The 26,229-nt window shown below is 67.6% G+C and carries 21 protein-coding genes and 1 riboswitch; of the genes, 15 read left to right on the top strand and 6 right to left on the bottom strand.

The window, feature by feature from the left end:
- Window positions 1-55 precede the first annotated feature (55 nt).
- Window positions 56-1,069, bottom strand: coding sequence for a ribonucleotide-diphosphate reductase subunit beta (locus JI752_RS11690; RefSeq protein WP_216964030.1), 1,014 nt, complete (start codon window positions 1,067-1,069; stop codon window positions 56-58).
- Between the two features lie 361 nt (window positions 1,070-1,430).
- Entirely contained in the window at window positions 1,431-3,794 is a 2,364-nt protein-coding gene (locus tag JI752_RS11685) for a ribonucleoside-diphosphate reductase subunit alpha (protein ID WP_254200710.1), read from the bottom strand.
- Between the two features lie 311 nt (window positions 3,795-4,105).
- Window positions 4,106-4,317, bottom strand: a riboswitch (cobalamin riboswitch).
- A 185-nt stretch (window positions 4,318-4,502) separates the two neighbouring features.
- On the opposite strand from JI752_RS11685, the gene JI752_RS11680 reads away from it, so the two are divergent.
- The 5 genes from JI752_RS11680 to JI752_RS11660 all read left to right on the top strand — a co-directional run bounded on the left by JI752_RS11680 (window position 4,503) and on the right by JI752_RS11660 (window position 10,166).
- Window positions 4,503-5,678: a phosphoglycerate kinase gene (locus tag JI752_RS11680; protein WP_216964026.1), complete on the top strand. Its 1,176-nt coding sequence runs from the start codon at window positions 4,503-4,505 to the stop codon at window positions 5,676-5,678.
- A gap of 192 nt (window positions 5,679-5,870) precedes the next feature.
- Window positions 5,871-6,509, top strand: coding sequence for an HAD hydrolase-like protein (locus JI752_RS11675; protein WP_216964024.1), 639 nt, complete (start codon window positions 5,871-5,873; stop codon window positions 6,507-6,509).
- Between the two features lie 208 nt (window positions 6,510-6,717).
- Window positions 6,718-8,184, top strand: coding sequence for a pyruvate kinase (gene pyk / locus JI752_RS11670; protein ID WP_216964022.1), 1,467 nt, complete (start codon window positions 6,718-6,720; stop codon window positions 8,182-8,184).
- 156 nt (window positions 8,185-8,340) lie between these two features.
- The gene (locus JI752_RS11665) at window positions 8,341-8,988 is read left to right on the top strand and encodes a hypothetical protein (protein ID WP_216964020.1); all 648 of its coding nucleotides are present in this window, start codon (window positions 8,341-8,343) and stop codon (window positions 8,986-8,988) included.
- 167 nt (window positions 8,989-9,155) lie between these two features.
- Window positions 9,156-10,166 carry a class I fructose-bisphosphate aldolase gene (locus tag JI752_RS11660; protein WP_216964019.1) on the top strand — a complete coding sequence of 337 codons (1,011 nt, stop codon included), beginning with the start codon at window positions 9,156-9,158 and terminating at the stop codon, window positions 10,164-10,166.
- Between the two features lie 55 nt (window positions 10,167-10,221).
- Here JI752_RS11660 and JI752_RS11655 read toward each other — a convergent pair whose 3' ends face one another.
- The gene (locus JI752_RS11655) at window positions 10,222-11,889 is read right to left on the bottom strand and encodes a M14 family zinc carboxypeptidase (protein ID WP_216964018.1); all 1,668 of its coding nucleotides are present in this window, start codon (window positions 11,887-11,889) and stop codon (window positions 10,222-10,224) included.
- A 252-nt stretch (window positions 11,890-12,141) separates the two neighbouring features.
- Here JI752_RS11655 and JI752_RS11650 point away from each other — a divergent pair, with 252 nt between their 5' ends.
- The 6 genes from JI752_RS11650 to JI752_RS11625 are packed head-to-tail and all read left to right on the top strand — an operon-like array spanning window position 12,142 to window position 16,829.
- On the top strand, window positions 12,142-12,306 hold the full coding sequence (locus tag JI752_RS11650) for a periplasmic nitrate reductase, NapE protein (protein WP_216964017.1): 165 nt from the start codon (window positions 12,142-12,144) through the stop codon (window positions 12,304-12,306).
- A 1-nt stretch (window position 12,307) separates the two neighbouring features.
- Window positions 12,308-12,811 (top strand): ferredoxin-type protein NapF, encoded by a 504-nt coding sequence (gene napF, locus JI752_RS11645; protein WP_216964015.1) that lies wholly within the window; start codon window positions 12,308-12,310, stop codon window positions 12,809-12,811.
- Window positions 12,808-13,122, top strand: coding sequence for a chaperone NapD (locus JI752_RS11640; protein WP_216964013.1), 315 nt, complete (start codon window positions 12,808-12,810; stop codon window positions 13,120-13,122). The genes napF and JI752_RS11640 overlap by 4 nt, the downstream gene beginning before the upstream one ends.
- Window positions 13,119-15,611 carry a periplasmic nitrate reductase subunit alpha gene (gene napA / locus JI752_RS11635; protein WP_216964011.1) on the top strand — a complete coding sequence of 831 codons (2,493 nt, stop codon included), beginning with the start codon at window positions 13,119-13,121 and terminating at the stop codon, window positions 15,609-15,611. The genes JI752_RS11640 and napA overlap by 4 nt, the downstream gene beginning before the upstream one ends.
- Before the next feature lie 10 nt (window positions 15,612-15,621).
- Window positions 15,622-16,233, top strand: a complete 612-nt coding sequence (locus JI752_RS11630) for a nitrate reductase cytochrome c-type subunit (RefSeq protein WP_254200564.1) — start codon at window positions 15,622-15,624, stop codon at window positions 16,231-16,233.
- Window positions 16,233-16,829 (top strand): NapC/NirT family cytochrome c, encoded by a 597-nt coding sequence (locus JI752_RS11625; protein ID WP_216964010.1) that lies wholly within the window; start codon window positions 16,233-16,235, stop codon window positions 16,827-16,829. The genes JI752_RS11630 and JI752_RS11625 overlap by 1 nt, the downstream gene beginning before the upstream one ends.
- 289 nt (window positions 16,830-17,118) lie before the next feature.
- On the opposite strand, the gene JI752_RS11620 is transcribed toward JI752_RS11625, so the two are convergent.
- Window positions 17,119-17,631 carry an O-acetyl-ADP-ribose deacetylase gene (locus JI752_RS11620; protein WP_216964008.1) on the bottom strand — a complete coding sequence of 171 codons (513 nt, stop codon included), beginning with the start codon at window positions 17,629-17,631 and terminating at the stop codon, window positions 17,119-17,121.
- A gap of 147 nt (window positions 17,632-17,778) precedes the next feature.
- Complete coding sequence (gene cysK / locus JI752_RS11615; RefSeq protein WP_216964006.1) at window positions 17,779-18,735, bottom strand: cysteine synthase A; 957 nt, start codon at window positions 18,733-18,735, stop codon at window positions 17,779-17,781.
- A gap of 361 nt (window positions 18,736-19,096) precedes the next feature.
- On the opposite strand from cysK, the gene JI752_RS11610 reads away from it, so the two are divergent.
- The 4 genes from JI752_RS11610 (at window position 19,097) to JI752_RS11595 (ending at window position 25,085) form a co-directional block, all read left to right on the top strand.
- Complete coding sequence (locus JI752_RS11610) at window positions 19,097-20,146, top strand: efflux RND transporter periplasmic adaptor subunit (RefSeq protein ID WP_254200707.1); 1,050 nt, start codon at window positions 19,097-19,099, stop codon at window positions 20,144-20,146.
- A gap of 16 nt (window positions 20,147-20,162) precedes the next feature.
- Window positions 20,163-23,303 (top strand): efflux RND transporter permease subunit, encoded by a 3,141-nt coding sequence (locus JI752_RS11605; RefSeq protein ID WP_216964002.1) that lies wholly within the window; start codon window positions 20,163-20,165, stop codon window positions 23,301-23,303.
- 251 nt (window positions 23,304-23,554) lie between these two features.
- The gene (locus tag JI752_RS11600) at window positions 23,555-24,124 is read left to right on the top strand and encodes a GNAT family protein (RefSeq protein ID WP_216964000.1); all 570 of its coding nucleotides are present in this window, start codon (window positions 23,555-23,557) and stop codon (window positions 24,122-24,124) included.
- On the top strand, window positions 24,114-25,085 hold the full coding sequence (locus JI752_RS11595; RefSeq protein ID WP_216963998.1) for a TrmH family RNA methyltransferase: 972 nt from the start codon (window positions 24,114-24,116) through the stop codon (window positions 25,083-25,085). The genes JI752_RS11600 and JI752_RS11595 overlap by 11 nt, the downstream gene beginning before the upstream one ends.
- 173 nt (window positions 25,086-25,258) lie before the next feature.
- Here JI752_RS11595 and JI752_RS11590 read toward each other — a convergent pair whose 3' ends face one another.
- Window positions 25,259-26,149 (bottom strand): sensor histidine kinase, encoded by an 891-nt coding sequence (locus JI752_RS11590; RefSeq protein ID WP_254200561.1) that lies wholly within the window; start codon window positions 26,147-26,149, stop codon window positions 25,259-25,261.
- Window positions 26,150-26,229 lie beyond the last annotated feature (80 nt).

Raw genomic sequence — 26,229 nt, 5'->3', positions numbered from 1 at the left:
GCGTGACGGGCGCGCGGAGTATCCACCGCCGGCCGTGAAGCCGGTCGTGACGCGGTCAGAACGCCGCGTCGAACGCCACTTCGCCTTCGACGCCGACCTGGTAGGCCGAGACGCGCCGCTCGAAGAAGTTGGTCACTTCCTGCACGTCCTGCAGATCCATGAACGCGAACGGGTTGGTCGCGCCGAAATGCTTGGGCAGGCCCAGTTGCGCCAGGCGTTGGTCGGCGCAGTACTGCAGGTACTGGCGCATGTCCTTGGGCGAGAGCCCGGCGACGCCGCCGGAGAGCACGTCCTGTGCGAACTGCATCTCGCACTCCACGGCTTCTTCCAGCATCCGCACGACCTGCGCCTTCAGCTCGTCGTCGAACAGCTCCGGCTCCTCCGCGCGCGCGGTGTCGATCACTTCGAACGCGAACGCCATGTGGCAGCTCTCGTCGCGAAACACCCAGTTCGTGCCCGACGCGAGCCCATGCATCAGGCCGCGCGAACGCAGGTAATAGACGTAGGCGAAGGCCGCGAAGAAGAACAAGCCCTCGATGCAGCAGGCGAAGCAGATCAGGTTCAGCAGGAACTGGCGGCGCTGCGCGGTCGTCTCGATGCGCTGCAGGTCCTGGATCGAATCGATCCACTTGAAGCAGAACTCCGCCTTGGCGCGGATGGACGGAATGTTCTCCACCGCCGCGAACGCCTTCGCGCGCGCGACCGGATCGGGCAGATACGTGTCGAGCAGGGTGAGGTAGAACTGCACGTGAAGCGCTTCCTCGTACAGCTGACGCGAGAGGTACATGCGCGCTTCGGGCGCGTTGATGTGCTGGTAGAGGTTCAGCACCAGGTTGTTGGCGACGATCGAATCGCCGGTGGCGAAGAACGCGACCAGTCGCTCGATCAGGTGGCGCTCGGCGGGGCCGAGCTTGTGCTTGAGGTCGTTGACGTCCAGCGAGAAATCGACCTCCTCGACCGTCCACGTGTTGCGGATCGCGTCGCGGTACATCTCGTAGAACTGCGGGTAGCGCATCGGCCGCAGGGTGAGGTCGAAGCCCGGGTCGAGCAGGCGGTTGCGTTCGGTCATGGCGCTCTCGGCTTGAACCTTGTCCTCCAGCCGCGGGACGCCACGACCTCCATCAGGGGAGGGAGTGCAGGTCTTTGGCGCCGAGCGGCTGGAGGAACAAGTGAGGAAGAACTTAAGATTGTTCGAATCAGGTTTTGCGGCGGTTGTAAGGCGCCTGATTCGTAGGTTTCAGCGAAACCCCCAAGTCAGCTGCCTTCCCGCGAACGGAGTCTTCCGTTCGACCCAACTTCAGACCCATTACGCGCGTGGGGGTGTTTCCGCCTGCGAGACTCTTCAGTTCCGACTCTTGCTTCGGAGTCCAGGCCTTGCCGTGGTTTTCGGGCTTCTTTGCCATTTCACACTCCTGTTGCTGGGGGACGAATTATTGGCAGGCCTCACAGGCCTCGGGATTCTCGAGCGAACAGGCGACAGCCTCCGTCGGCGTATATGCCGGCGCAGGCGACTGCGCGGCCGCGCCGCTCACCGTCGCCTTGGCGATCTTGGTGGCTGGGCGCGAACGCAGGTAATACGTCGTCTTCAGGCCCTTCTTCCAGGCGTACATGTACATCGACGACAGCTGGCCGATGTTGGGGCTCTCGATGAAGAGGTTGAGCGACTGGCTCTGATCGATGAAGGCGCCGCGATCGGCGGCCATGTCGATCAGCGAACGCATCGGCAGCTCCCACGCGGTGCGGTACACCGCACGCAGCGATTCGGGGATCGCTTCGACGCCCTGGATCGAGCCTTCCGACATCTTGATGCGGTCGCGCAGTTCCGGCGTCCACAGGCCCAGCGTCTTGAGCTCATCGACGAGGTAACGGTTCACGACGAGGAAATCACCCGACAGCGTCTCGCGCTTGAACAGGTTGGACACCTGCGGCTCGATGCACTCGTAGCAGCCGGCGATCGACGCGATCGTCGCCGTCGGCGCGATGGCGATCAACAGCGAGTTGCGCAGCCCGTGCTCGGCGATGCGCGAACGCAGGCCGTCCCAGCGCTCCATGTCCTCGGGCTCCACGCCCCAGGCCTGGAACTGAAGTTCGCCCTGTGCCGCGCGCGTGTCGGCGAAGCTTGGGTGGCGTCCGCGTTCCATCGCCAGTTCGTTGGATGCACACAGCGCGTGGAAATAGATGTTCTCGGCGATCTTCCTCGACAGCGCACGCGCCGGTTCGGAGTCGAACGGCAGTCGCAGCTTGAAGAACACGTCCTGCAGGCCCATCACGCCCAGGCCCACCGGGCGCCACTTCAGGTTCGCGCGGCGCGCGGTTTCGATCGGATAGAAGTTGAGGTCGATGACGCGGTCGAGCTGACGCACGGCCAGTCGCACGGTCTCGGCGAGCTTGTCGAAATCGAAGCGGCCGGATTCGCCGTGAACCGGGCCTTCCTCGAAGAGTTCGACGTGGTGCGAGAGGTTGATCGAGCCCAGGTTGCACACCGCCGTCTCGTCCTGCGAGGTGACCTCCAGGATCTCCGTGCACAGGTTCGACAGGTGCACGACGTTGCCCTCGCGCAGTGTCTGGTTGCACGCGCGGTTGGACTTGTCCTTGAAGTTCATCCAGCCGTTGCCGGTCTGCGCGAGCGTGCGCATCATCCGCGCGTACAGGTCGCGCGCCTTCACCTTCTTCGTCGCCAGGCCCGCCGCTTCGGCGGCGTGGTAGGCGCGCTCGAATGCGTCGCCCCACAGGTCGGTCAACTGCGGAACCTTCGCCGGATCGAACAGCGACCACTCGCCGTCGCTCTCGACGCGGCGCATGAACTCGTCGGGAATCCAGTTCGACAGGTTGAGGTTGTGCGTGCGGCGCGCCTCGTCGCCGGTGTTGTCGCGCAGCTCGAGGAATTCCTCCACGTCCGCGTGCCACGGCTCCAGGTACACGCAGGCCGCGCCCTTGCGCTTGCCGCCCTGGTTCACCGCCGCGACGGACGCGTCCAGCGTCTTCAGCCACGGCACGATGCCGTTGCTCAGGCCGTTGGTGGAACGGATCAGCGAGCCGCGCGAACGGATGCGCGTGTACGACAGGCCGATGCCGCCGCTGAACTTGGAGAGCTTGGCCACGTCCATGTAGCGCTTGTAGATGCCTTCCAGCGAGTCGTCGGGCGAGTCCAGCAGGAAGCAGCTCGACAGCTGCTCATGCGTGGTGCCGGAGTTGAACAGCGTCGGCGAGGACGGGATGTAGTCCAGCTGCGCCATACGCCGATACAGCGACAGCGCCTCGCTCACGTCCTCGCTCAGCGCACAGGCGATGCGCAGGAAGAACTGCTGCGGCGTCTCGATCACCGTGCGCGCGGTCGGGTGGCGCAGCAGGTAGCGGTCGTACAGCGTGCGCAGGCCGAAGTAGTCGAAGCGCGCGTTGAGCGACTGGTCGATCGCGTCGTTGAGCTTGCGCGCGTTGGCCTGCACGAAGGTCAGCAGGCGGTCGTTGATCAGGCCCAGCTCGTGCCCGCGCTGCACCGATTGCGAGAACGCGTGGATCTCCAGCCCGGCGACTTCCTTCTCGATCACGCCCGCGAGCAGGCGCGCGGCCAGGCGACCGTATTCGGGCTCTTCGGCGGTGAGCAGGGCGGCGGTGCGGATCGACAGTTCATCCAGCTCGCGCGTGCTGGCGCCGTCGTACAGGCCGGAGATGGTGCGTGTGGCCACGCGCATCGGATCGACGGAGAACAGTCCTTCGCCGTTGCGCGTCACCGCGCGCACGATCTTGTTGAGATCGACCGGCTCGCGGCGGCCGCTGCGCTTGGTCACCGTCATGGTGAGGTTGGCCGCGGGCGGGGTCAGGGCGAAGCCGGCGGGCGCGTGGTCGGCGGGCGCGCGCTGCGGTGCGGCGTCGGTCGGCGAGGCGACGGCGGGCGCTTGCGTGGTGATGGTCATGGCGACTCCAGTGCGTGGGCGCACGTCTGGCCGTCCTTTCCCTCGAAGGACGACGCGGGCGCGGGAGCCTGGATGATGTGGACGGGGTGTCGCGCAGCCCGAGACGGCGGGCGCGATGGCGGCAGAACGCCGTCATCGATGCGACACCGACCGTCTTCCCTCCGAAGACTCCCTGGCCGGCACCGCGCGGTGTGCAACGCGCGGTTGTCGGCAGGTCTTCGGACTCGGGACGCGAGGCGGTATCGCCTCTTCCTACGGAGCCTCTTCCCGGGCGTTTGCCCAGTGGCATGGCTCGTTCGTTTCCCTTACCGCTGCGGGGCAGTGCCGGCCTTGGACGTTCGTCCGCACCGGGCTTCCCTTTTAAGCCGACCGCGAGGTCGGCACCGACGGGCCACAACATAGTGGGGGTTCGGTGATACGTCAACGCTAAATGTTGTGGATAACCGTGGAACATGCGGGCGCGCCGATTTGCCGCGGCGCGTCCACGCGGGGGACAATGCCGCCCCACGCGCGGCGCACCGACGTGCGCCCGTGCGATCGACCACCCTCCCATTTCCCCTCGACGAGAGGGCCCAAAGGCGACCGCCCATGTCCATCCTCCGCATGTCCGACCTCGACCTCCAAGGCAAGCGCGTGCTGATCCGCGAGGATCTCAACGTGCCCATCGACGACGGCCGCATCACGTCCGAACAGCGCATCACCGCCGCGCTGCCGACGATGAAGCTGGCGCTTTCGATGGGCGCCGCGGTGATGGTCACCTCGCACCTGGGCCGCCCGAAGGAGGGCACCTGGACGCAGGAGGACTCGCTGGCGCCGGTGGCGAAGCGTCTTTCGGAGCTGCTCGGCATCGACGTGCCGCTGGTGAAGGACTGGGTCGACGGCGTCGAGGTGAAGCCGGGCCAGCTCGTGCTGCTGGAGAACTGCCGCATGAACGTCGGCGAGGGCAAGGACGACGAAGCGCTGTCGAAGAAGTACGCCGCGCTGTGCGACGTGTACGTCATGGACGCCTTCGGCACCGCGCACCGCGCGCAGGCTTCCACGCACGGCGCCATCAAGTTCGCGAAAGTGGCTGCGGGCGGCCCGCTGCTGATGGCCGAACTCGACGCCCTCGCCAAGGCGCTGGACAACCCGGCGCGTCCGCTGCTGGCCATCGTTGCCGGCTCGAAGGTCTCCACCAAGCTGGAGCTGTTGTCGTCGCTGGTGTCCAAGGTCGATCAGCTGATCGTCGGTGGCGGCATCGCCAACACCTTCATCGCCGCGATGGGTCACAGCGTCGGCAAATCGCTGGTCGAGATGGATCTCATCGATACCGCGAAGAAGATCATGGCCGACGCCAAGGCGCGTGGCGCCGACATTCCCGTGCCCACCGACGTCGTCGTCGCGCCGGCCTTCGCCGCCGATGCGCCGGCCACGGTCAAGGCCGTCGACGCCGTGGGCGCGGACGACATGATCCTCGACATCGGCCCGCAGACCGCCGCGCGTTACGCCGAGCTCATCAAGGCCGCCGGCACGGTCGTGTGGAACGGCCCGGTCGGCGTGTTCGAGTTCGACGCCTTCGGCAAGGGCACGGAAACGCTGGCGCGCGCGATCGCGTCGTCGAAGGCGTTCTCCATCGCCGGCGGCGGCGACACGCTCGCGGCCGTGGACAAGTACGGCATCGAGAACGACGTGTCGTACATCTCCACCGGTGGCGGCGCGTTCCTGGAGTTCCTGGAAGGCAAGGAACTGCCGGCGGTGACGGCGTTGAAGGCGCGCGCGGCGTAACGCCGGAGGCTTGTTCCCTGCACCGTTCGCCCTGAGCGTAGGCGCGCAGCGCCGAAGTCGAAGGGCGAGCGGCCGGGAGCGTCCGACCCGTCCATCCTTCGACTCCGCTTCGCTACGCTCAGGACGAACGGTGTGCCGTGCAGGGGCGAGCGAAATCTGCGGTACCACACGGCCTGTAAGGACTGAATACGCATGGCAACGCTCTTCTTCGACATGGACGGCACGCTGATCGACTCCGCGATCGGCATCACCCGCTGCGTCGAGCACGCGCTGGTCGCGATGGACCTGCCGGTGCCGCCGCACGAGGAGCTGCGGCGCTGGATCGGCCCCGCGTTGCGCACCAGCTTCGGTCCGTTGTTGAACGACGAGGCGAAGGTCGAGCAAGCCGTGCTGCATTACCGCGACCGCTTCGAAACCCACGGCTGGGCCGAGCACGAGGTCTACGCCGGCATCGGCGAAACCATCGAATCGCTGCACGGCGCCGGCTACACGCTGGCCGTGGTCACCGCCAAGAACGAGCCGCACGCACGCAAGATCGTCGACCACCTGCCGTTCGGGCATCGCTTCGTCGACGTGATCGGCGCCACGCTGGACGGAAGCATCAGCCACAAGGACCAGCTCATCGCCGAGGCCCTGCGCCGCTTCGATCTGCCCGCCGGCGAGTGCTGGATGATCGGCGACCGCCGCATGGACATCGAAGGCGCGCGCCACCACGGCATGCGCAACATCGGCGTGCTGTGGGGCTTTGGCGGCGAGACTGAACTGCGCGAGGCCGGTGCGCTTCACCTGGCGTCCACGCCGCAGGACCTGCCCGGACTGCTGGCCGCCTGAGCCGGCGGCGGTCTCTCGAGGTTTCGCGCAGCGACACGGTGCGGGACCGCCCCGAGGCGGCCTCGCGGCGCGCGGTGGTCTGCTTTCGGGTGGGGGATATCAGACCACTTTCGCGGATGCGCCGCGGTATGGCGGGCCTGCGGATGGAGTCAAACCGAAAGTACGAAGAGCTGTGTTAGCGTCCAAGGGTTCTCTGGACCTGCATTCGATGACGACCACAAGACGCCGCACCAAGATCCTCGCCACCCTCGGCCCGGCCACTGATCCGCCGGGCGTCCTCGACGCACTGCTCACCGCCGGCGTCGACGTTGTCCGCCTCAATTTCTCCCACGGCGATCCGTCTTCGCAGATCGCCCGCGCCAACGCCGTGCGCGAAGCCGCGCAACGCGTCGGCGTGGAAGTCGGCATCCTCGCCGACCTTCCCGGCCCGAAGATCCGCATCGAGCGCTTCGCCGAAGGCCGCGTGCTGCTCAAGACCGGCGACCGCTTCGACCTGGTCGCCAGCAACGACGCGCCGCTGGGCAACCTGCGCGAGGTCGGCGTGAGCTACCTCGGCCTGCCCAACGACGTTCGCCCCGGCGACGTGCTCCTGCTCGACGACGGCCTGTTGCAACTGCGCGTGGGCGCGGTGGAAGGTGAGCGCATCGTCACCACCGTCCTCAACGACGGCGCGCTGTCGGATCGCAAGGGACTGAACAAGCTCGGCGGCGGCCTGTCGCTGGGCGCGCTGACCGAACGCGACAAGGAACTCATCAAGGTCGCCGCCGAACTGGGCGCGGACTTCATCGCCGTGTCGTTCTGCCGCAATGCCGCCGACATGAACGAAGCGCGCCGCATCGCGCGCGAGAACGGCAGCGATGCCGCGCTCGTCGCCAAGGTCGAACGCGCCGAGGCGATCGAGAACCTGACCGAGATCGTCGATGCCTCCGACGTGGTGATGGTCGCGCGCGGCGACCTGGGCGTGGAGATCGGCGACGCCGAGCTTCCGGGCCTGCAGAAGAAGATCATCCGCGAGGCGCTGGAGCGCAACAAGGTTGTCATCACCGCCACGCAGATGTTGCAGTCGATGGTGGACAGCCCGATCCCGACGCGCGCCGAAGTACTCGACGTCGCCAACGCCGTCATCGACGGCACCGATGCGGTGATGCTGTCGCAGGAATCCGCGGCGGGTCGCTATCCGGTCAAGGCGGTGGAGGCGATGGCGCGCATCTGCCTGGGCGCCGAACGCCAGTTCAACCACGACACCGATTTCGAAGCCGCACCGCGTAACCTCGAACGCGCCGACCAGGCCATCGCCATGGCGGCGATGTTCCTGTCCGAGCACATCGGCGTGCGCGCGATCATCGCCATGACCGAATCCGGCGGCACGGCGCGCTTCCTGTCGCGCTTCCGTTCGCAGGTACCGATCTACGCGCTCTCGCGCCACGACGGCGCGCGCCGGCGCATGGGCCTGATGCGCGACGTGGTGGCGCACGACTTCGACAGCCGCGGCCTGAGCTCGCGCGATGCCGCGCGCAAGGCGGTCAAGGAACTGTTCGACCTGAACCTGCTCAGCGTGGGCGAACGCGTGATGTTCACCAGCGGCGACCACATGGAGCAGCTCGGCGCGACCAACACCCTGCGCCTGCTGCAGGTGGGCGAGGGCGGCACGGCCGAGGGGCTGGGCGAGCTCTGATCTGCGCGCCGGGCCCAGGCTCGGCGCTATCTTTTCCTTCGCCTAATTTCCATGAGAATCTTTCGCGCAGCGGTTCACGCCGTGAACCAGTTGCGGGGGGGGGCTGTCATGGCAAGCGAGGGGCGGTCGGCGGTTGCACGCTTCAGGATCGTAGTGGTGGTCATGCTGGCGCTGTGGATGGCCGGCTGTACCAGCGTCGGCATGCACACGCGCGAACGCTTTGCCCACGATTACGGACCGCCGATGCAGCTGCGCGTCTGCGTGCTGCATACCGACGACGTGACGCCGCAGCGCATCGACACGCTCATCGCGGCGGTCAACAAGGAGTTCAGGTCCTACGGCATCGATGTCGTCGTCCCGTGGGCGCGCCCGTGGCAACGCGCCGGCTTCACCCATGAGCGTCTGTTCGACGACATCGTGCGCCGCGAAGTGGAAGCGCCCTGCGACCGCCTGGTGGCCTTCGTCGACCGCAATGCCGGCGACGCACTGTGGGGCCTGGTTATGCCGGAGGTGCTCGGCATGGTTGACGACCCGACGCACACGCGCGGCTACGTGGTGGCGACGCGAGTGTCGTTGAACCAGGTCTTCACTTCGCCCGCGAAGGCGACCGTGCACGAGTTCTACCACCTCCTCGGCTGCCCGCACGCGGAGTCGATGGACGCCTGTTACACCCGGATCGTGGCGCTCAAGAACGCGCGGTTGGCCGATGCTGACTTCGTCCCGGGCATCGACGAGGACGGCGCTTTCCTGCGCACGCGCGAGTCGGCCAACCGGGTCATGCGCGAGGCGCTCGCCGGGCCCTGACGGGACGGCATACCGTTCGGCGGCCATGTAACCGCATACACCCCAAGTGGTATTGGATTCGGGGGTGTCTGGTCTGCAAGTGGTTGATTTCTAGTCCTGCGGCCCGTCCGGGAACGGAACGCTGCGGCTATAATGTCGGGCTTCCCACCGCTCCCGCAGGACGACCCATGAGCATCGAACAGCTTGCCGAAACCGCCCAGGCAATGATGGCCCCGGGCAAGGGCATCATCGCCATCGACGAGTCGGGCGCGACCTGCGCCAAGCGTTTCGCCGGCGTCGGCATCGAGAACACCGAAGAGAACCGCCGCCGCTACCGCGAGCTGCTGCTGACCACGCCGAAGCTCAACGAGTACATCTCCGGCGCGATCCTGTTCGACGAGACCATCCGCCAGTCCACCAGCGACGGCGTGCCGTTCGCCAAGTACATGGCCGACAACGGCATGATCCCGGGCATCAAGGTCGACAAGGGCACGCACAACCTCGCCGGTTTCCCGGGCGAAGTGGTGACCGAGGGCCTGGACGGCCTGCGCGCCCGCCTGGAGGAGTACTACAAGCTCGGCGCCCGCTTCGCCAAGTGGCGCGCGGTGATCAACATCGGCGACGACATTCCGTCGGGCACCTGCATCGACGCCAACGCCCACGCGCTGGCCCGCTACGCCGCGCTTTGCCAGGAGCAGGGCCTGGTGCCGATGGTCGAGCCGGAAGTGATCATGGACGGCAGCCACGACCTGGAAACCTGCTTCGAGGTCACCGAAGTCTCGCTGCGTTCGCTGTTCGCTTCGCTGTACGAGCACAACGTGCTGCTGGAAGGCACCATCCTGAAGGCCTCGATGGTCGTGCCGGGCACCACCAGCGGCGAAGACGTGGGCTACGACGAAGTGGCCGCCGCGACGCTGCAGTGCCTGAAGTCGACCGTGCCGGCCACGCTGCCGGGCATCGTGTTCCTCTCGGGCGGCCAGTCGGACGAGGCCGCCACCGCGCACCTCAACGCGATGAACCAGATGGGCCCGAACCCGTGGCCGCTGTCGTTCTCCTACGGCCGCGCCATGCAGGCCGCCGCGCTGAAGCTGTGGTCGCAGGACCTGGTGAACAACTTCGCCCGCGCGCAGCAGACCGTGTACGAGCGCGCCCGCGACAACGGCCTGGCCGCGCTGGGCCAGTGGAAGCAGGCCGCGTAAGCGCAGGCGTCCATTGCTGTTACGAAGAAAGCCGGCCTCGCGCCGGCTTTCTTTTTCAGGGCACGACGGTGAAGTACGCCGCGTTTGGCGTCCCCACCGCACCGGAGGCATCGCCGCCGCGCACGAACACCGCGTGTCGGCCGGGCGCCAGGCCGTTCGTGGCGAGCGTGGCGCGCACGGTTTCACGGCTCGCGTCGAAGGCGCCGTCGCCGGCCTGCATTGCGATGCGCACCGCGCCGGCGCTCCACGGTCGCTGGTTCAGATAGGCCGAGGCGGCGGTGACGGTGTGCACCGCTTCCGTGCCGTTGCTCTGCTTGTAGCGGCTGTCGTCGAGAACCGCGGTGACGATGACCGGCTGCCCCGCGCGCACGCTCGCGGGCGACACGCTCACCGAAACCGCATCGGGTCCGCCCGGATACAGGTAGGGCGCGGTGAGGTTGCGTGCGGCATAGCGCAACGCGGCGAGGTTGCGCGGCAGCGTGGTGTTCTGGAAAGTCGTGCAGCTTTCGAAGAAGGCCACGCCCATTTCGATCGTGTAGCTCGGCACGCCGAGCAGGCCGTACATCGTGTCGGTGGTGGTGCCGTCGGCGATGTACAGGCCGACCCACTGCCGTGGCGCGTAGTCGTTGAACCACGCCAGGCGCCGGCCGAGCGTGCGCAGTTCCCGGTAGTTGGCACTGGCCGAGGCCGTGTGCGACCACGGCCACAGCACGAGCTTGGAGTAGCTGTGCAGGTCGATGAAGAGGCCGCGATAGTCGGCCGGCGCGGGCGATGAGGCGGCATCGCCGCGACGATCGGGAAACAGCCCGCCGCGATAGACGCCGCCGGCATCGGGCACGCCCGCGGCGTAGCGCAGCAGGTTCAGCGTTTCCGGCTCGGATGCGCCTTGCGGGCCACGGTAGGTGCCCGCGCAGGGATTGCCACTGGACCCGTCGACCGCACCGTTCCAGCGGAACGGGAAATTGCGGTTGAGGTCGACACCGTAATCGTCCGGCGAGCACGAACCGTTGCGGTCGTTGACGTTCTTGCGCCACGAGGCTCCGGACTGCGCGCGTTCGCGTCCATCCGGATTGGCCTGCAGCACCAGGTGGAAGCGGTAGGTGTCCATCAGCCACGTCGCTTCGGGATCGCGACCGTACTCGTCCACCAGCCATTCGCCGAACCGCGTGAGCAGCTCGGCCGGCGTGTACTCGCGCGCGTGGATCGCGCCGTACACGAGCATGCTGGGCTTGTTGGCGATCTGCGCGTCGGTCGCCGCGTTGCCGAGCACCAGCGCCCGCATGCGATAGCCCGTGTTCGCATCGCGCGTGCGCAGCCAGCTCGGTCCGATGTCGACCACTCGGGCCAGATCGGGCCGCTGCGTGGCCAGGCGGTCCATCGTGGCGTAGGTTTCCTCCACCGTGCGATAGCAGGCGAAACCGGTGATCGCGTCGGCCCCTACGTGCAGGGCAGGCTCCGAAGCGCGCAGCCGCGCGGTGCCGGCCTCGTCGATGCGCACGTCCAGGCCCTCGCGGCGCAAGGCCAGAATCTCTTCGCGGGTCGCTTCCCAGCGTGCGGTGCGGGTGGTCTCGTCCACCAGCACATGCTGGAACCGCCCGGCGATGCGCTGCAGCGCGGCGCGGTCGGCGTAGTGCGCCGAGACGAACAGCGGCGCGTCATCCGGATCGGCCGCGCGCACGTCGGCGCACAGGGCGAGCATCAGGGCGAGGGCGGCGGTACGCATGGATTCCTCCCTGCCGCACTATCGGCCATCGGTGCCCGGCCGCGATGAACACGCCTTCGGCCATGCCGCGTCTGCACATCTTCTATACGCGGCTTGCACGTCCCGTAGATCACGATGCGGCGCGGGAAGTGCAGGGCCGCGTTTGGCCCTTGACCTAGGTCAAGGCGCGTGGCGCGCAGGCCCCGGCAGACTGAGTGTCATGGACGGCGCACGAAGCGGCGTCCATGCACCGGCGATACTCAGGAGCGCGCCATGGACCAGCCAGATGACGCCGTCATCAAGCGACGTGAGCGAACGGCCTTCCTCCTCCTCACGGCGGTGGTGTTCCCGCTGGTGACGATCATCATCGTGGCGGCCTACGGCTTCATCGTGTGGTTCTGGCAGATGTTCGTCTCCGGCCCGCCGACGGGGCACTGACATGGCGGCCCAGCCGAACTCCGCGCGTCGTGCCCTGCTGTTCGGCCGTCGTGCTGCCACGCCACCGTTGCGACCGCCCTGGGCGTTGGACGAAGCGGCCTTCCTCGATGCCTGCACCGCCTGCGGCGCATGCGTGGAACGCTGCCCCGAGCGCGTTCTCGTGCGCGGTGCCGCGGGCTACGCGGTGTTCGATCCGCGCCTGGGCGAGTGCACGTTCTGCGGCGAATGCGAGCGCGCCTGCAAGCCGCGCGCGTTGGCGCGCGACGTTTCGGCCGAACCCTGGCAGCTGCGCGCGCTGGCTGGCGAGGCCTGCCTGCCGCGCCACGGCGTCGTGTGCTCCAGCTGCCGCGATGCCTGCCCGGAGCGCGCGATCGCATTTCCTTTGACCGCACGCGTCCCGCTGCCCACGGTGGACGTCGATCGCTGCAACGGCTGCGGTGCCTGCGTCGGCGTTTGCCCGGTGGGCGCGATGGCGCTTTCCAGGCACGCCACGGAGGCGGCATGAAGCCCGACGAAAACGCAGACGTCCACATCGCCAGCTTCGTCGTCCAGCACCGGGCCGAGGCGATCGACGCGATGGTGGCGCACATCGACGCCACGGCCGATCTCGAACTCGCCCTGCGCGGCGACATCCGCAGCGTCGTGCTGTGCGAGTGCGCCGACCAGTACGCGGTGCTCGATCGCATGGACGCACTGCGCGCGCTGCCCGGCGTGCTCAACGTCGCGCTCGTCTACCACCACGCCGAACCGCGCGAGGCGCTCGACGCGCCCGTGCAGACCGCCCCAGACATCGCCGCACCCGGAGTCGCGCCATGACCACCCGTCGCGAGTTCATCCGCAACACCGCCGTCGCCACTGCCGCCGCCGCTGCCGGCATGCCGCTGCCCGGCGGGACCGCAAACATCGTTACCGAAGGCGACCTCACCACGTTGAAATGGAGCAAGGCGCCGTGCCGTTTCTGCGGCACCGGTTGCGGCGTCAACGTCGCGGTGAAGGAAGGCCGCGTCGTCGCCACGCACGGTGATGTTCACGCCGAGGTGAACCGCGGAATCAACTGCGTCAAGGGCTACTTCCTGTCGAAGATCATGTACGGCAGCGACCGCTTGACCATGCCGCTGCTGCGCAAGAAGAACGGCGTGTACGCCAAGGACGGGGAGTTCACGCAGGTGAGCTGGGACGAGGCCTTCGACGTGATGGCCGCGCAGTTCAAGAAGGTGCTGAAGGAGAAAGGCGCCGACTACATCGGCATGTTCGGTTCGGGCCAGTGGACGATCTTCGAAGGCTACGCGGCCAACAAGCTGATGAAGGCCGGCTTCCGCAGCAACCACATCGATCCCAACGCGCGCCATTGCATGGCCTCGGCGGTGATGGGCTTCATGCGCACCTTCGGCATGGACGAACCGATGGGCTGCTACGACGACATCGAGGCCGCCGACGCGTTCGTGCTGTGGGGCTCGAACATGGCCGAGATGCATCCGATCCTGTGGACGCGCGTCACCGACCGCCGTCTGTCGCATCCGCATGTGAAGGTGGCGGTCCTGTCGACCTTCGAGCACCGCAGCTTCGAACTGGCCGACATCCCGATCGTCTTCAAGCCGCAGACCGACCTGGTCATGCTCAACTACATCGCCAACCACATCATCACCAGCGGCAACGTCAACAAGGATTTCGTCAGCAAGCACACCTCCTTCAAGCGCGGCAACGACGACATCGGTTACGGCCTGCGCCCGGACAATCCACTGGAACTGAAGGCCAAGAACGCCAAGGACGCCAACGGCGGTCAGCCGATCACGTTCGAGGAGTTCGCCGCGTTCGTGCGTCCCTACACGCTGGACAAGGCGGTGGAGATGACCGGCGTGGAGCGCGGCTGGCTGGAGAAGCTGGCGCAGCTGTATGCCGATCCGAAGACGAAGGTGATGTCGTTCTGGACCATGGGCTTCAACCAGCACACGCGCGGTGTGTGGTGCAACAACATGGTCTACAACATCCACCTGTTGACGGGGAAGATCTCCACGCCCGGAAACAGCCCGTTCTCGCTCACCGGACAGCCGTCCGCGTGCGGGACCGCGCGCGAGGTCGGAACCTTCAGCCATCGCCTGCCGGCCGACATGCTTGTGGCCAATCCCGAGCACCGCAAGCACGCCGAGGAAATCTGGAAGATTCCGCACGGCATCATCAATCCCAAGCCGGGTTACCACGCGGTTGAGCAGAACCGCATGCTGCGCGACGGCAAGCTCAACGCCTACTGGGTGCAGGTCAACAACAACATGCAGGCGGCGGCCAACCTCTACGAGGAGACCTGGCCGGGCTATCGCAATCCGGAAAACTTCATCGTCGTGTCCGATGCGTATCCCACGGTCACCGCGCAGGCGGCCGATCTGATCCTGCCGGCGGCAATGTGGGTGGAGAAGGAAGGCGCCTACGGCAACGCCGAACGCCGCACGCAGTTCTGGCACCAGTTGGTGAACGCGCCCGCGCAGGCGCGCTCGGATCTGTGGCAGCTGATGGAATTCTCCAAGCGCTTCACCACCGATGAGTGCTGGCCGGCGGAGATCCTCGCCGCGAATCCGCAGTTCAAGGGCAAGACGCTGTTCGACGTGCTGTTCAAGAACGGCAATGTCGACCGCTTCCCCGTCTCCGACATCGAGCCGGGCTACGCCAACGACGAGTCGCACCACTTCGGCTTCTACGTGCAGAAGGGCCTGTTCGAGGAATACGCCGTGTTCGGCCGCGGCCACGGCCACGACCTGGCGCCGTTCGACGATTACCACCGCGCACACGGACTGCGCTGGCCTGTCGTCAACGGGCGCGAGACGCGCTGGCGCTATCGCGAAGGTGCCGACCCGTACGTGAAGGCTGGCACGGGGTTCCAGTTCTACGGAAACAAGGACGGACGCGCGGTGATCTGGGCGCTGCCGTACGAGCCGGCGGCGGAATCGCCGGACGAAGAGTTCGACCTGTGGCTCGTCACCGGCCGCGTGCTGGAGCATTGGCATTCGGGTTCGATGACCATGCGCGTGCCGGAGCTGTTCCGCAGCTTTCCTACGGCGATGATCTTCATGAACCCCGATGATGCACGCAAGCGTGGTTTCAAGCGCGGCGACGACGTGCGCGTCGTGTCGCGTCGCGGCGAGATGCGCACGCGCGTGGAGACGCGCGGTCGCAACCGCATGCCGCCGGGCGTGGTGTTCGTGCCGTGGTTCGACGCGGGCCAGCTGATCAACAAGGTGACGCTGGACGCGACCGACCCGATCTCCAAGCAGACCGACTACAAGAAGTGCGCGGTCAAGGTGCTGGGCGCATAGGAGCGATGCCATGAGCAACTCATTCACGCGCAACCGACCGCTGTGGATCGCCGGTGGGATCACGGTGGGCTTGATGGTGCTGGTGTTCATCGCCGGCTGGCTGTTCGGCCGTGCCGACGAAAAGAAGCATGAACGCCCGCGCGAGGTGGCCGCCACGCAGCCCGCGCGCGCCGATTCCGCGCTGGGCCGTACCGACCTGCGCCAGCTCGACGGACTGCGTCGCGGCATACCGGTGGACCAGGAAGCCGCACCGCAGCCGCTGTGGCGCGTGCAGAACGCGGATGTCAGGCGCGTGCGCGCCTACCCGATGCAGCCGCCGACGATTCCGCACGCCATCGATGGCTATCAGGTCGACAAGAACTCCAACCGCTGCATGCTCTGCCACGCGCGCGCGAATGCGGAGAAGTTCCAGGCGCCGCCAGTCAGCGTGACGCACTACATGGACCGCGACGACCAGTTCCTCGCGTCGATTTCTCCGCGCCGCTACTTCTGCAACCAGTGCCACGTGGTGCAGACCGATGCACCGTTGCTGGTCGGCAACAAGTTCCAGGACATCGACGCGGTGCTGGCGGCCGCCGAGGCGGGCACGTCGACCGCCGAAGCGGCGGAGAGGACGCAGTGATGCGTCGCCTGTGGGAGTGGCTCCAACCGTACTGGCTCACGCTGCGACGGCCCAGCGTGCACTACAGCCTGGGCTTCCTGGTCGCGGCGGGATTCCTGGCGGGCATCTTCTTCTGGGGCGGGTTCAACACCGCGCTGGAGGCGACGAATACGGAGAAGTTCTGCACCAGCTGCCATGAGATGCACGACAACGTGTTCCAGGAGCTGAAGACGACCATCCACTACAGCAATCGCTCCGGCGTGCGCGCGACATGCCCGGACTGCCACGTCCCGCACCAGTGGACGGACAAGATCGCTCGCAAGATGCAGGCGTCGAAGGAGGTCTGGGGAAAGATCTTCGGCACGATCAACACGCGCGAGAAGTTCGTCGATCACCGCCTCGAACTGGCGATGCACGAATGGTCGCGCCTGAAGGCGAACGATTCGCTGGAGTGCCGCAACTGCCACGACTACGAGTCGATGGACCTCACGCGACAGGGATCGCGCGCGGCGCAGATCCACAAGCGCTGGCTGTTCACGCGCGAGAAGACGTGCATCGATTGCCACAAGGGCGTGGCGCATCAGTTGCCCGACATGGCGGGGGTGCCGCAGGGGTGAGGCGGCGCGCTTGCGAAGCGAAGCTTCGCGCACCGGCTCACGACCGGCCATGGATTGATCGGGCAGGGCGATCCGAAGCCGGCGGCGTGACGCCACGGACGGCAGCCATAACCTCATCGAAGTCATCGCCTCGGCGGCACAGCCGCGAAGGCGCGACGCCATGGATTGCAGCGACGACCCCGTCGAAGCCCGTACCTTCGTGACGCGGCGAGCTCGCCGCTTCGCGGCATCGCAACCCCTCCCCAACCCTCCCCTGCAAGCAGGGAGGGAGGCAAGTTGGGAGGCAAGATCAAGCCAACGCGCGACGATAAAGATCCGCCATCGCCGCACCGAAGCAGGCGAAGGTCACCCGCCGGTCGCCGACATCCACCCACGCCCGCGCCGCGGCGACGGCGATCGGCACCGCCCGTTCCGGCGGATAGCCGTAGACACCGCAGCTGATCGCCGGAAACGCGATGGACGCGAGGCCATGCTCGTCGGCCAATCGAAATGAAGCCCGGTAGCAGGCCGCAAGCCGCTCAGGTTCGCCCGAATCGCCACCGCGCCATACCGGCCCGACCGTGTGGATCACGAACCGCGCGGGCAACCGATGCCCGCCCGTGATACGCGCCTCGCCGGTCGGACAGCGCACACCGGGTCGCACTTCCGGCAACGCCCGGCATTCGCCGAGCAGCCCGGGCCCCGCCGCGCGATGGATCGCACCGTCCACACCGCCACCGCCGAGCAAGGTCTCGTTGGCGGCGTTGACGATGGCGTCAACGTCGAGCGTGGTGATGTCGGCCTGGATGACGTCGATGGGCATGGGCGCAGTCGGGGCTCGGGAGGTGTCATTCGCAATGGCCGTCATCCCGGCGAATGACGGGACCCAGGCTGCCACGCGCCCGGCCATGACGAGCAGACGGGCAACGGCTCCGGGTCGCGGAACCCGGAGCACCCTGCGAACCGACCGCTACTTCAACGACGCCAGCCACTCGTCGTCGGAGCCCTCGTTGACGCCCTCGAAGAGGAACGTCGACAGATAACGCTCGCCGGTGTCGGGCAGCATCGCCAGGATCACCGCGCCTTCGTCCGCGTTACGCGCCACTTCCAGCGCCGCGGCGGCCGTGGCGCCGGCCGAAATGCCGACGAAGATGCCTTCCTCCACGGCGAGGCGACGCGCGGTGTCGCGCGCGGTGACGTCGTCGATCGGCAGGATCGCGTCGGCGACATCGCGATTGAGCACCTCCGGCACGAAGTCCGGCGTCCAGCCCTGGATCTTGTGCGGCTGCCATTCCTTGCCGGCCAGCAGCGATGCGCCCGCCGGTTCGCAGGTGGTCACGCGCACTTCGGGCCTGGCGACGCGCAGCACTTCGCCCACACCGGTCAGCGTGCCGCCCGTGCCCCAGCCGGTGACGAAATGATCGAGCCGGCGACCGGCGAAATCGCGCAGGATTTCCGCCGCCGTGGTCTGCCGGTGATAGGCGGGATTGGCCGGGTTGGTGAACTGCCGCGCGAGGAACCAACCGTGCTTGTCGGCCAGTTCCTGCGCACGCCGCACCATGCCGCTGCCGCGTTCGGCGGCGGGGGTGAGGATCAGCTTGGCGCCGTAGGCGCGCATCAGCTTGCGGCGCTCCATCGAGAACGAATCGCTCATCACCGCGACGAACTTGTAGCCGCGCGCCGCGCAGACCATCGCCAGCGCGACGCCGGTATTGCCCGAGGTGGCTTCGATCACCGTATCGCCCGGCTTGAGCTGGCCGCGCGCTTCGGCGTCCAGAATGATCGCCAACGCAAGGCGGTCCTTGACCGAGCCACCGGGATTGAAGGCTTCGACCTTGACGTAAAGCGTCACGTTCGACGGTGCGAGGCGGTGCAGTCGGACCACCGGGGTGCGGCCGATGGTGTCGAGGATGCTGTCATGGATCATGGGACGACTCCTGGGCGCTGAAGGGCGTGGGCGGGGAAGTCGGGCGGCGGCAGGGCCCTCAGGGCCGGGTCGCGGCGCAGGTCGCGGGCATGCACGAGACCGTCACCGGAGAGTGCCACAGTCGGGCTTCAAATCCAGTTCGGACGGCACCCGCGGGGCGAACCGGCCATCCGGGACGGTATTCACCTTCTGACCCCTGGCCCCGCTGTGCGTAATGTGTTGTCAACCAATGGGCCACGCAGGCGTTGATACTCGACCGCTAGAATCCACCGGTTTAGGCAAACGCCGTCCCACTGTAGAGAGCCGCATGCGACCTGGTTTCAGATTCTGCTCCCGCGCCATTCGCGCCAGTATCGTGCTGATGCTCGCCGGTGCGGTCACCGCCTGCGGCAGCAACGGAGCCGAGGCGCGCAGGGACGGCGGCGATCGCCCGATCCCGGTGACGACGCAGCAGGTCCGCATGCAGCCCTTCAGCGACACGGTGCTGGCGCTGGGCAACGTGAAAGCGCGCGAATCCATCACCGTCACCGCCAAGGTCAGCGAGACGGTGGAGAAGGTGCATTTCGAAAGCGGCGACGTGGTGGCCGCGGGCGCGCCGCTGGTCACGCTCACCGGTCGCCAGCAGCAGGCTGCGTTCGAGCAGGCGCAAGCCACCGCGAACGAAGCCGACAAGCTCTACCAGCGCCAGACCGAACTGGCCGGCCAGCAGCTCATCGCGCGCTCGCAGCTCGATACCCAGCGCGCCATCCGCGACGCCGCCCGCGCACGCATGGCGCAGATGCGCGCCGACATCGGCGACCGCGTGATCCGCGCGCCGTTCGGCGGCGTGCTCGGCATCCGCCAGGTCAGCCCGGGCGCGCTGGTCACGCCGGGCACGGCCATCGCCACGCTCGACGACACGGCCCGCGTCTACGTCGACTTCCCGGTGCCGGAGGCCCTGCTCGCCGTGCTCGCCGTCGGCCAGAAGGTCAGCGGCACCAGCGCGGCCTATCCGGGCCGGGCGTTCGAAGGCCAGGTCAGCACGATCGATGCCCGCATCGACGAGTCCACCCGCTCGGTGGTGGTGCGCGGCGACTTCGCCAATCCCGACCGCGCGCTGCGCCCGGGCATGCTGGTGCAGATCACGCTCTCGCGCCCGGAACGCCAGGCGCTGCTGGTGCCGGAAATCTCCATCGTGCAGGTCGGCAGCGATTCGTTCGTCTACCGCGTCAAGCCCGATTCGTCGGTCGAACGCGTGGACGTGAAGGTCGGCAGCCGCCGCGAGGGGCTGGCCGAAGTCACCCAGGGACTCAATGTCGGCGACCGCATCGTGGTCGACGGCACGGGCAAGCTGCGCGCGGGCGCACGCATCGTCGACGCCAAGGGCGACCAGCCGCCGGCAGGCGAGGTCGGCTCGGCGAAGGCCGGCTGACGCCGGAGGTCATGCCATGAACCTGTCCGATCTCTCGATCCGCCGTCCCGTGTTCGCCACGGTGATGAGCCTGCTCATCATCGTGCTGGGCGTGATGGCCTTCTCGCGCCTGACCCTGCGCGAACTGCCCGCGATCGACCCGCCCATCGTCTCGGTGGACGTGAACTACCCCGGCGCCTCGGCGGCGGTGGTGGAAACGCGCATCACCCAGATCCTGGAAGACGCGCTGGCCGGCATCGAGGGCATCGAGACGATCGAATCGCGCAGCGTCAACGGCCGCGCGTCGATCAGCATCGAGTTCACGCTCTCGCGCGAGATCGAGGCCGCCGCCAACGACGTGCGCGACGCGGTGAGCCGCGTCACCAACCGCCTGCCGGAAGAGGCCGATCCGCCGCAGGTCGAAAAGGTCGAGGCCGACGCCGATCCGATCCTGTGGCTCAACATGAGCTCCACGCGCATGGACACGCTGCAGCTGTCCGACTACGCGGAGCGCTACGTGGTCGACCGCCTGTCCTCGGTGGACGGCGTGGCGCAGGTGCGCATCGGCGGCCAGCAGCGCTATGCGATGCGCATCTGGCTGGACCGCGACGCGTTGGCTGCGCGCGGCATCACCGTCAACGACGTGGAAAGCGCACTGGAAGCGGAGAACGTCGAACTTCCCGCCGGCCGCATCGAATCCAATGCGCGCGATTTCACCCTGCGCGTGGCGCGCAGCTACCAGAAGCCGGAAGACTTCGCGCAGATCCCGCTGGGCAAGGGCACCGACGGTTACATCGTGCGGCTGGGCGATGTGTCGCGCATCGAACTGGCCTCCGCCGAGCGCCGCGCGTACTACCGCAGCAACGGCGAGCCCAACGTCGGACTGGGCATCGTCAAGACCTCCACGGCGAACTCGCTCGACGTCGCGCGCGCGGCCCGCGCCGCGGCCGAGCAGATCCAGAAGACGCTGCCCGAAGGCACCAAGATCTTCGTCGCCTTCGACACCACGGTGTTCATCGAATCGGCCGTGGAGCGCGTGTACCACACGCTGGTCGAAGCGATCGTGCTGGTGCTGCTCGTGATCTGGCTGTTCCTGGGCAGCTTCCGCGCCGCGATCATTCCGGCGGTGACAGTGCCGGTGTGTTTGATCGCAGCGTTCATTCCGCTGTACCTGTTCGGTTTCTCGATCAACCTGCTCACGCTGCTGGCGCTGGTGTTGTGCATCGGCCTGGTGGTGGACGATGCGATCGTCGTGCTGGAGAACATCCAGCGCCGTGTTGACCTGGGCGAACCGCGCCTGGTCGCGGCCAAGCGCGGCACGCAGCAGGTGGCGTTCGCGGTGATCGCCACCACGGCGGTGCTGGTGGCGGTGTTCCTGCCGGTGGGCTTCATGCAGGGCAACACCGGGCGCCTGTTCCGCGAGTTGTCGGTGGCACTGGCCGGCGCGGTCGCGATTTCCGCCTTCGTCGCGCTGACGCTGACGCCGATGATGTCCTCCAAGCTGGTGCGTCCGCACAGCCAGGAGAAGTCGAACTTCGTCAACCGCTGGGTCAACGCGCGGCTGGCCGGCATCGGCAAGCGCTATGGCAGCCTGCTGTCGCGCACGACCAATCGCACGCCGTTGCAGTTGCTCCTGATCGTCGGCGGCGTGATGGTCGGCACGATCATCGTCAGCGCGCTGCTGCTCAAGCTGGTGCCGTCGGAACTCGCGCCGGCCGAAGACCGCGGTTCGTTCCAGATCACCATCCAGGGCCCTGAAGGCGCCGGCTTCGACTACACCGTCGGCCAGGTGCAGCAGGTCGAAAAGATCGTCGCCGCGCACACCGGCAAGGGCCAGGTGATCCAGCGCTACAACCCGCGCGTTCCGGGCGGTTTCGGCGCCAGCGAGGAAATGCACACCGGCCGCATCGCGGTATTCCTGCAGGACTGGAAGGACCGCGACGTCGCCACCGCGCAGGTCGCCGATTCGCTGCGCGGCGAACTGGGCAAGCTGCCCGGCGTGCGCGCGATGCCGCAGGTCTCCGGCGGCCTGGTGCGCACGCGCGGCCAGCCGATCAACATCGTGCTGGGCGGGCCGGAGTACGCGGAACTCGCGCAGTGGCGCGACAAGCTGATCGCGAAGATGGAATCCAACCCGGGCTTCTTCTCGGTCGATTCGGACTACAAGGAAACGCGCCCGCAGATGCGCGTGGAGATCGACCGCCAGCGCGCCGCCGACCTGGGCGTGCCGGTGACCGACATCGGCCACGCGCTGGAAACCATGATGGGCAGCCGCCGCGTCACCACCTTCGTGCAGAACGGCGAGGAGTACGACGTGATCGTGCAGTCCGACCGCGAACTGCGCGCCTCGCCGGCGGACCTCGCCGCGATCCAGGTGCGTGCGCGCGACGGTGCGCTGATTCCGCTGTCGAACCTGGTGACGCTGCGCGAGCTGGCCGAGCCGGGCAGCCTCAACCGCTTCAACCGCCTGCGTGCGATCACCATCAGCGCCGGTCTCACGCCGGGCTATCCGCTGGGCGAGGCGATCAAGTGGCTGGAGGACAGCGTCCGCACCGAGCTGCCCGAACACGCGCAGATCGACTGGAAGGGCGAATCGCGCGAGTACATCCAGGCCGGCGGCGCGGTGCTGCTGACCTTCACCCTGGCGTTGCTCGTCGTGTACCTCGTGCTCGCCGCGCAGTTCGAGAGCTTCATCCATCCGTTCGTGATCATGCTGACGGTGCCGCTGGGCGTGCTCGGCGCACTCATTGGCCTGGCGGTCACCGGCGGAACGCTCAATCTGTTCAGTCAGATCGGCATCGTGATGCTGGTGGGCCTGGCGGCGAAGAACGGCATCCTGATCGTGGAATTCGCCAATCAGTTGCGCGATGAAGGACGCAGCATCCGCGAGGCGATCGTCGAAGCCTCGACGGTGCGCCTGCGCCCGATCCTGATGACCTCCATCGCGACGGTGGTCGGCGCGATTCCGCTGGTGCTGGCCGGCGGTCCGGGCTCGGCCAGCCGCGCGACGATCGGCATCGTGGTGATCTTCGGCGTGTCGTTCTCCACGCTGCTGTCGCTGTTCGTGGTGCCGGCGTTCTACGTGCTGCTGGCCCGCTACACGCGTTCGCCCGAGGCGGTGGCGCAGGAGCTGGAGAAGCTGGAAGCGAGCACGCCGTCGGTGGGTGGGCACGCGTAAAGGGCCTGGAGCGCCGGCCGCAAGGATTGGAAGAGGCCGGCGCGTTTCACCGTTCGTCCTGAGCGTAGCGGCGTAGCCGCGAAGTCGAAGGGCGGGCGGGCCGGATGCGTCCCCACCCGTCCATCCTTCGACTCCGGCGCTTCGCGCCTACGCTCAGGACGAACGGTGGGCCGTGGGCGCCACGTATTGGCGAATGCCACCCTGAACACCCCATTTCGGTTTCCCGCGCCCCGCCCGGTTACCCTGTGCGCATGCCCCCCGCCCTGCCGCGCTTCCACGCCGAATCCCTGCGCCTGTCCGGCGACGGCTTCGTCCTGCGCGCGTGGCACCGGGATGACCTGGACGCCCTGCTGCGCCACGCCGACGACGCACGCGTCGTGCGCGGACTCAGCAGCCGTTTCCCGCACCCGTACACGCGCCAGGACGGCGAGCGTTTCCTCGCCGGCGACGTGGTCGACCTGAGCGATCCCGTCTTCGCCATCGAAGTCGATGGCGAAGCTTGCGGCGGCATCGGTGCGCGTCCCGGCGATGCCGAGCGTGGTCATGCGGCGGAGCTGGGTTACTGGCTCGGCCACGCGCGCTGGGGCAGGGGGTTGATGACGCGCGTCGTCGCGCTCTACGTGCCGTGGCTGATGCGGACGCTGTCGCTGTACCGCGTGCAGGCGACGGTGCTGCCGTCCAACGAAGCATCCGCCCGCGTGCTGCTGAAGAACGGCTTCGCCGAAGAAGGCCTGGCCCGCTGCGCCCTGTTGAAGAACGGCGAACCGCACGACATGCGCGTGTTCGCGAAAGTACGAAGGAGTCTGTCCGATGCGCCATGATCCGCCCAACCGTCCGCCGCGCGGCCCGCGCACACCGGGCGACGCACCGTGGGGGCGTGCGAACGTGCGCAGCCGCGACGAACGCTTCGCCGATCGCACCGCGCAGACACAGCACGAGCGAGGCGCCGCCACGCACCGCGCCGCGCACGCCAAATCCCACGTCGAACACCACGACCACGATCACGGCGATGAACACGCCGCGCATCCCGGGCGCGAACGTCGCACCGCCGAGCTTCGTCTCTACGGATTGAACGCCATCCACGCGGTGTTCTCGCGCCGCCCGCAGGCAATCCGCAAGCTGTACCTGGCCGAAGCGCGCATTCCCGCGTTGCAGCCGCTGCTGAAATGGTGCGTCGCCAACCGCGTGGGTTATCGCGTGGTGGACGAACTGGACCTGCACAAGCTGGCCGCCAGCAGCCACCACGAAGGCGTCGTCGCCGACGTGCTGCGCGAAGAACCCCTGTCGCTGTCGACCTGGCTGCGCGATCTGCCGGCCGGTCCGCAGTGCGCGATCTGGCTGGACGGCGTCGGCAATCCGCACAACTTCGGCGCGATCCTGCGCTCGGCCGCGCACTTCGGCGTGTCGGCGATCCTGCTGCCGAAGCATTCGAACCTGTCGCTCTCCGGCGCCGCCGCGCGCGTGGCCGAGGGCGGCGCCGAAGCGGTCCCGCTGGTGCGCCTGGGCCGCGAGGACAACGCCATCGCCCAGCTGCGCAGTGCCGGCTTCACGCTGGCCGCGACGGTGGTGAAGGGCGGCAACGACGTGTTCGCCGCACCGTTGCAGGCGCGCACGGTGTACGTGCTCGGCGCGGAAGGCGAGGGCATGGACCGCGAACTCGCGGCGGCGTGCGACCTGCGCCTGTCGATTCCCGGCACGGGGCTGGTGGAAAGCCTCAACGTGGCGGCGGCGGCGGCGGTGTTGCTGGCGGCGTGGAAAGCGAAAGCGCCGAATCGCCAGTAACGGCGAGATTGCGTTGATCGACGTCATCCCCGCGAAGGCGGGGATCCAACGTTGCATGCATCACGTTCGACGGATGGCGTGATGCGCCTGGCAGATGGATTCCCGCTTTCGCGGGAATGACGGCTTATTGCGGCACGGCGCACGGCGCTGCGTGGCTACACGTAGCCCGAGCGCTACCCGGCTACCCGCATCGGCAACGTCGCCCGAATGCACGTCCCCGCACCCGGCACCGTTTCGATATCGAACGTGCCGCCCAGGTGTGTCGCCCGTTCGCGCATGGCGATCAGGCCGAGCCCGTGCACGCTGTCCGGATCGAAGCCGCGGCCGTCGTCGATGATCGACAGCAGGATCTCCTCGCCGCGCGGCGCCAGGATCACCGTCACCTGGCTCGCACCGGAATGACGCAGCACGTTCGTCAGCGCTTCCTGCGCGATGCGGAAGCAGGCCAGTTCGACGGCGGGATCGGGGCGTTCGGGCAGCGGCGTGAGGTCCAGTTCCAGCATCGGCGAACCGCTGCGGAACAGCCGCTCGCACTGCCAGCGCAGCGCGGCCACCAGACCCAGTGCGTCCAGCTGCGGTGGGCGCAGCAGGATGGAGATGTCGCGCAGCTTGGCGATGGTCGAATCGGCGATGACGACGATTTCCTCGACGATCTCGCGACGGCCCGCCTCGTCCTCGCCCTCGATCGAGGTCGCCGACATCTTCATCGCCGAGATCGCCTGGCCGATGTCGTCGTGCAGCTCGCGCGAGAGCGTGCGGCGCTCCTTTTCCTGTACGTCGATCAGGCGCCCGGTCAGGGCATGCAGCTCCTGTTGCTGGCGATGCAGATGCGTGGCGAGCTCCTCTTCGCGCGCATCCGAACAGGTACGCCGCAGCATCAGGAACAGCAGCACGGCGACCAGCGGCAACGACAGGGCATTGGCGATCCAGTGCGCGGCGTCACCGAACCAGCGACGCAACTCCACGGCCAGCGCAGGGGCCACCAGCGCCATCCACGCCACCGCCAGCGCAGCCATCGCCACGCAGAGCAGGAAGCCGCCGCGCCCACGCAAACGGGCGCGCAAGCCTGCGCGCCCGTTGGGCGGATCCTGCGCGAGGGGGCCGTCGGGCCCCGCCGGAGGCGATGGAGGGATCGCGTTCATCC

Source organism: Lysobacter sp. MMG2 (assembly GCF_016735495.2).
Taxonomy (GTDB): Bacteria; Pseudomonadota; Gammaproteobacteria; order Xanthomonadales; family Xanthomonadaceae; genus Lysobacter_J.
The sequence above is the reverse complement of the archived record's forward strand: the minus strand, read 5'-3'. Positions and strand labels throughout refer to the sequence as shown.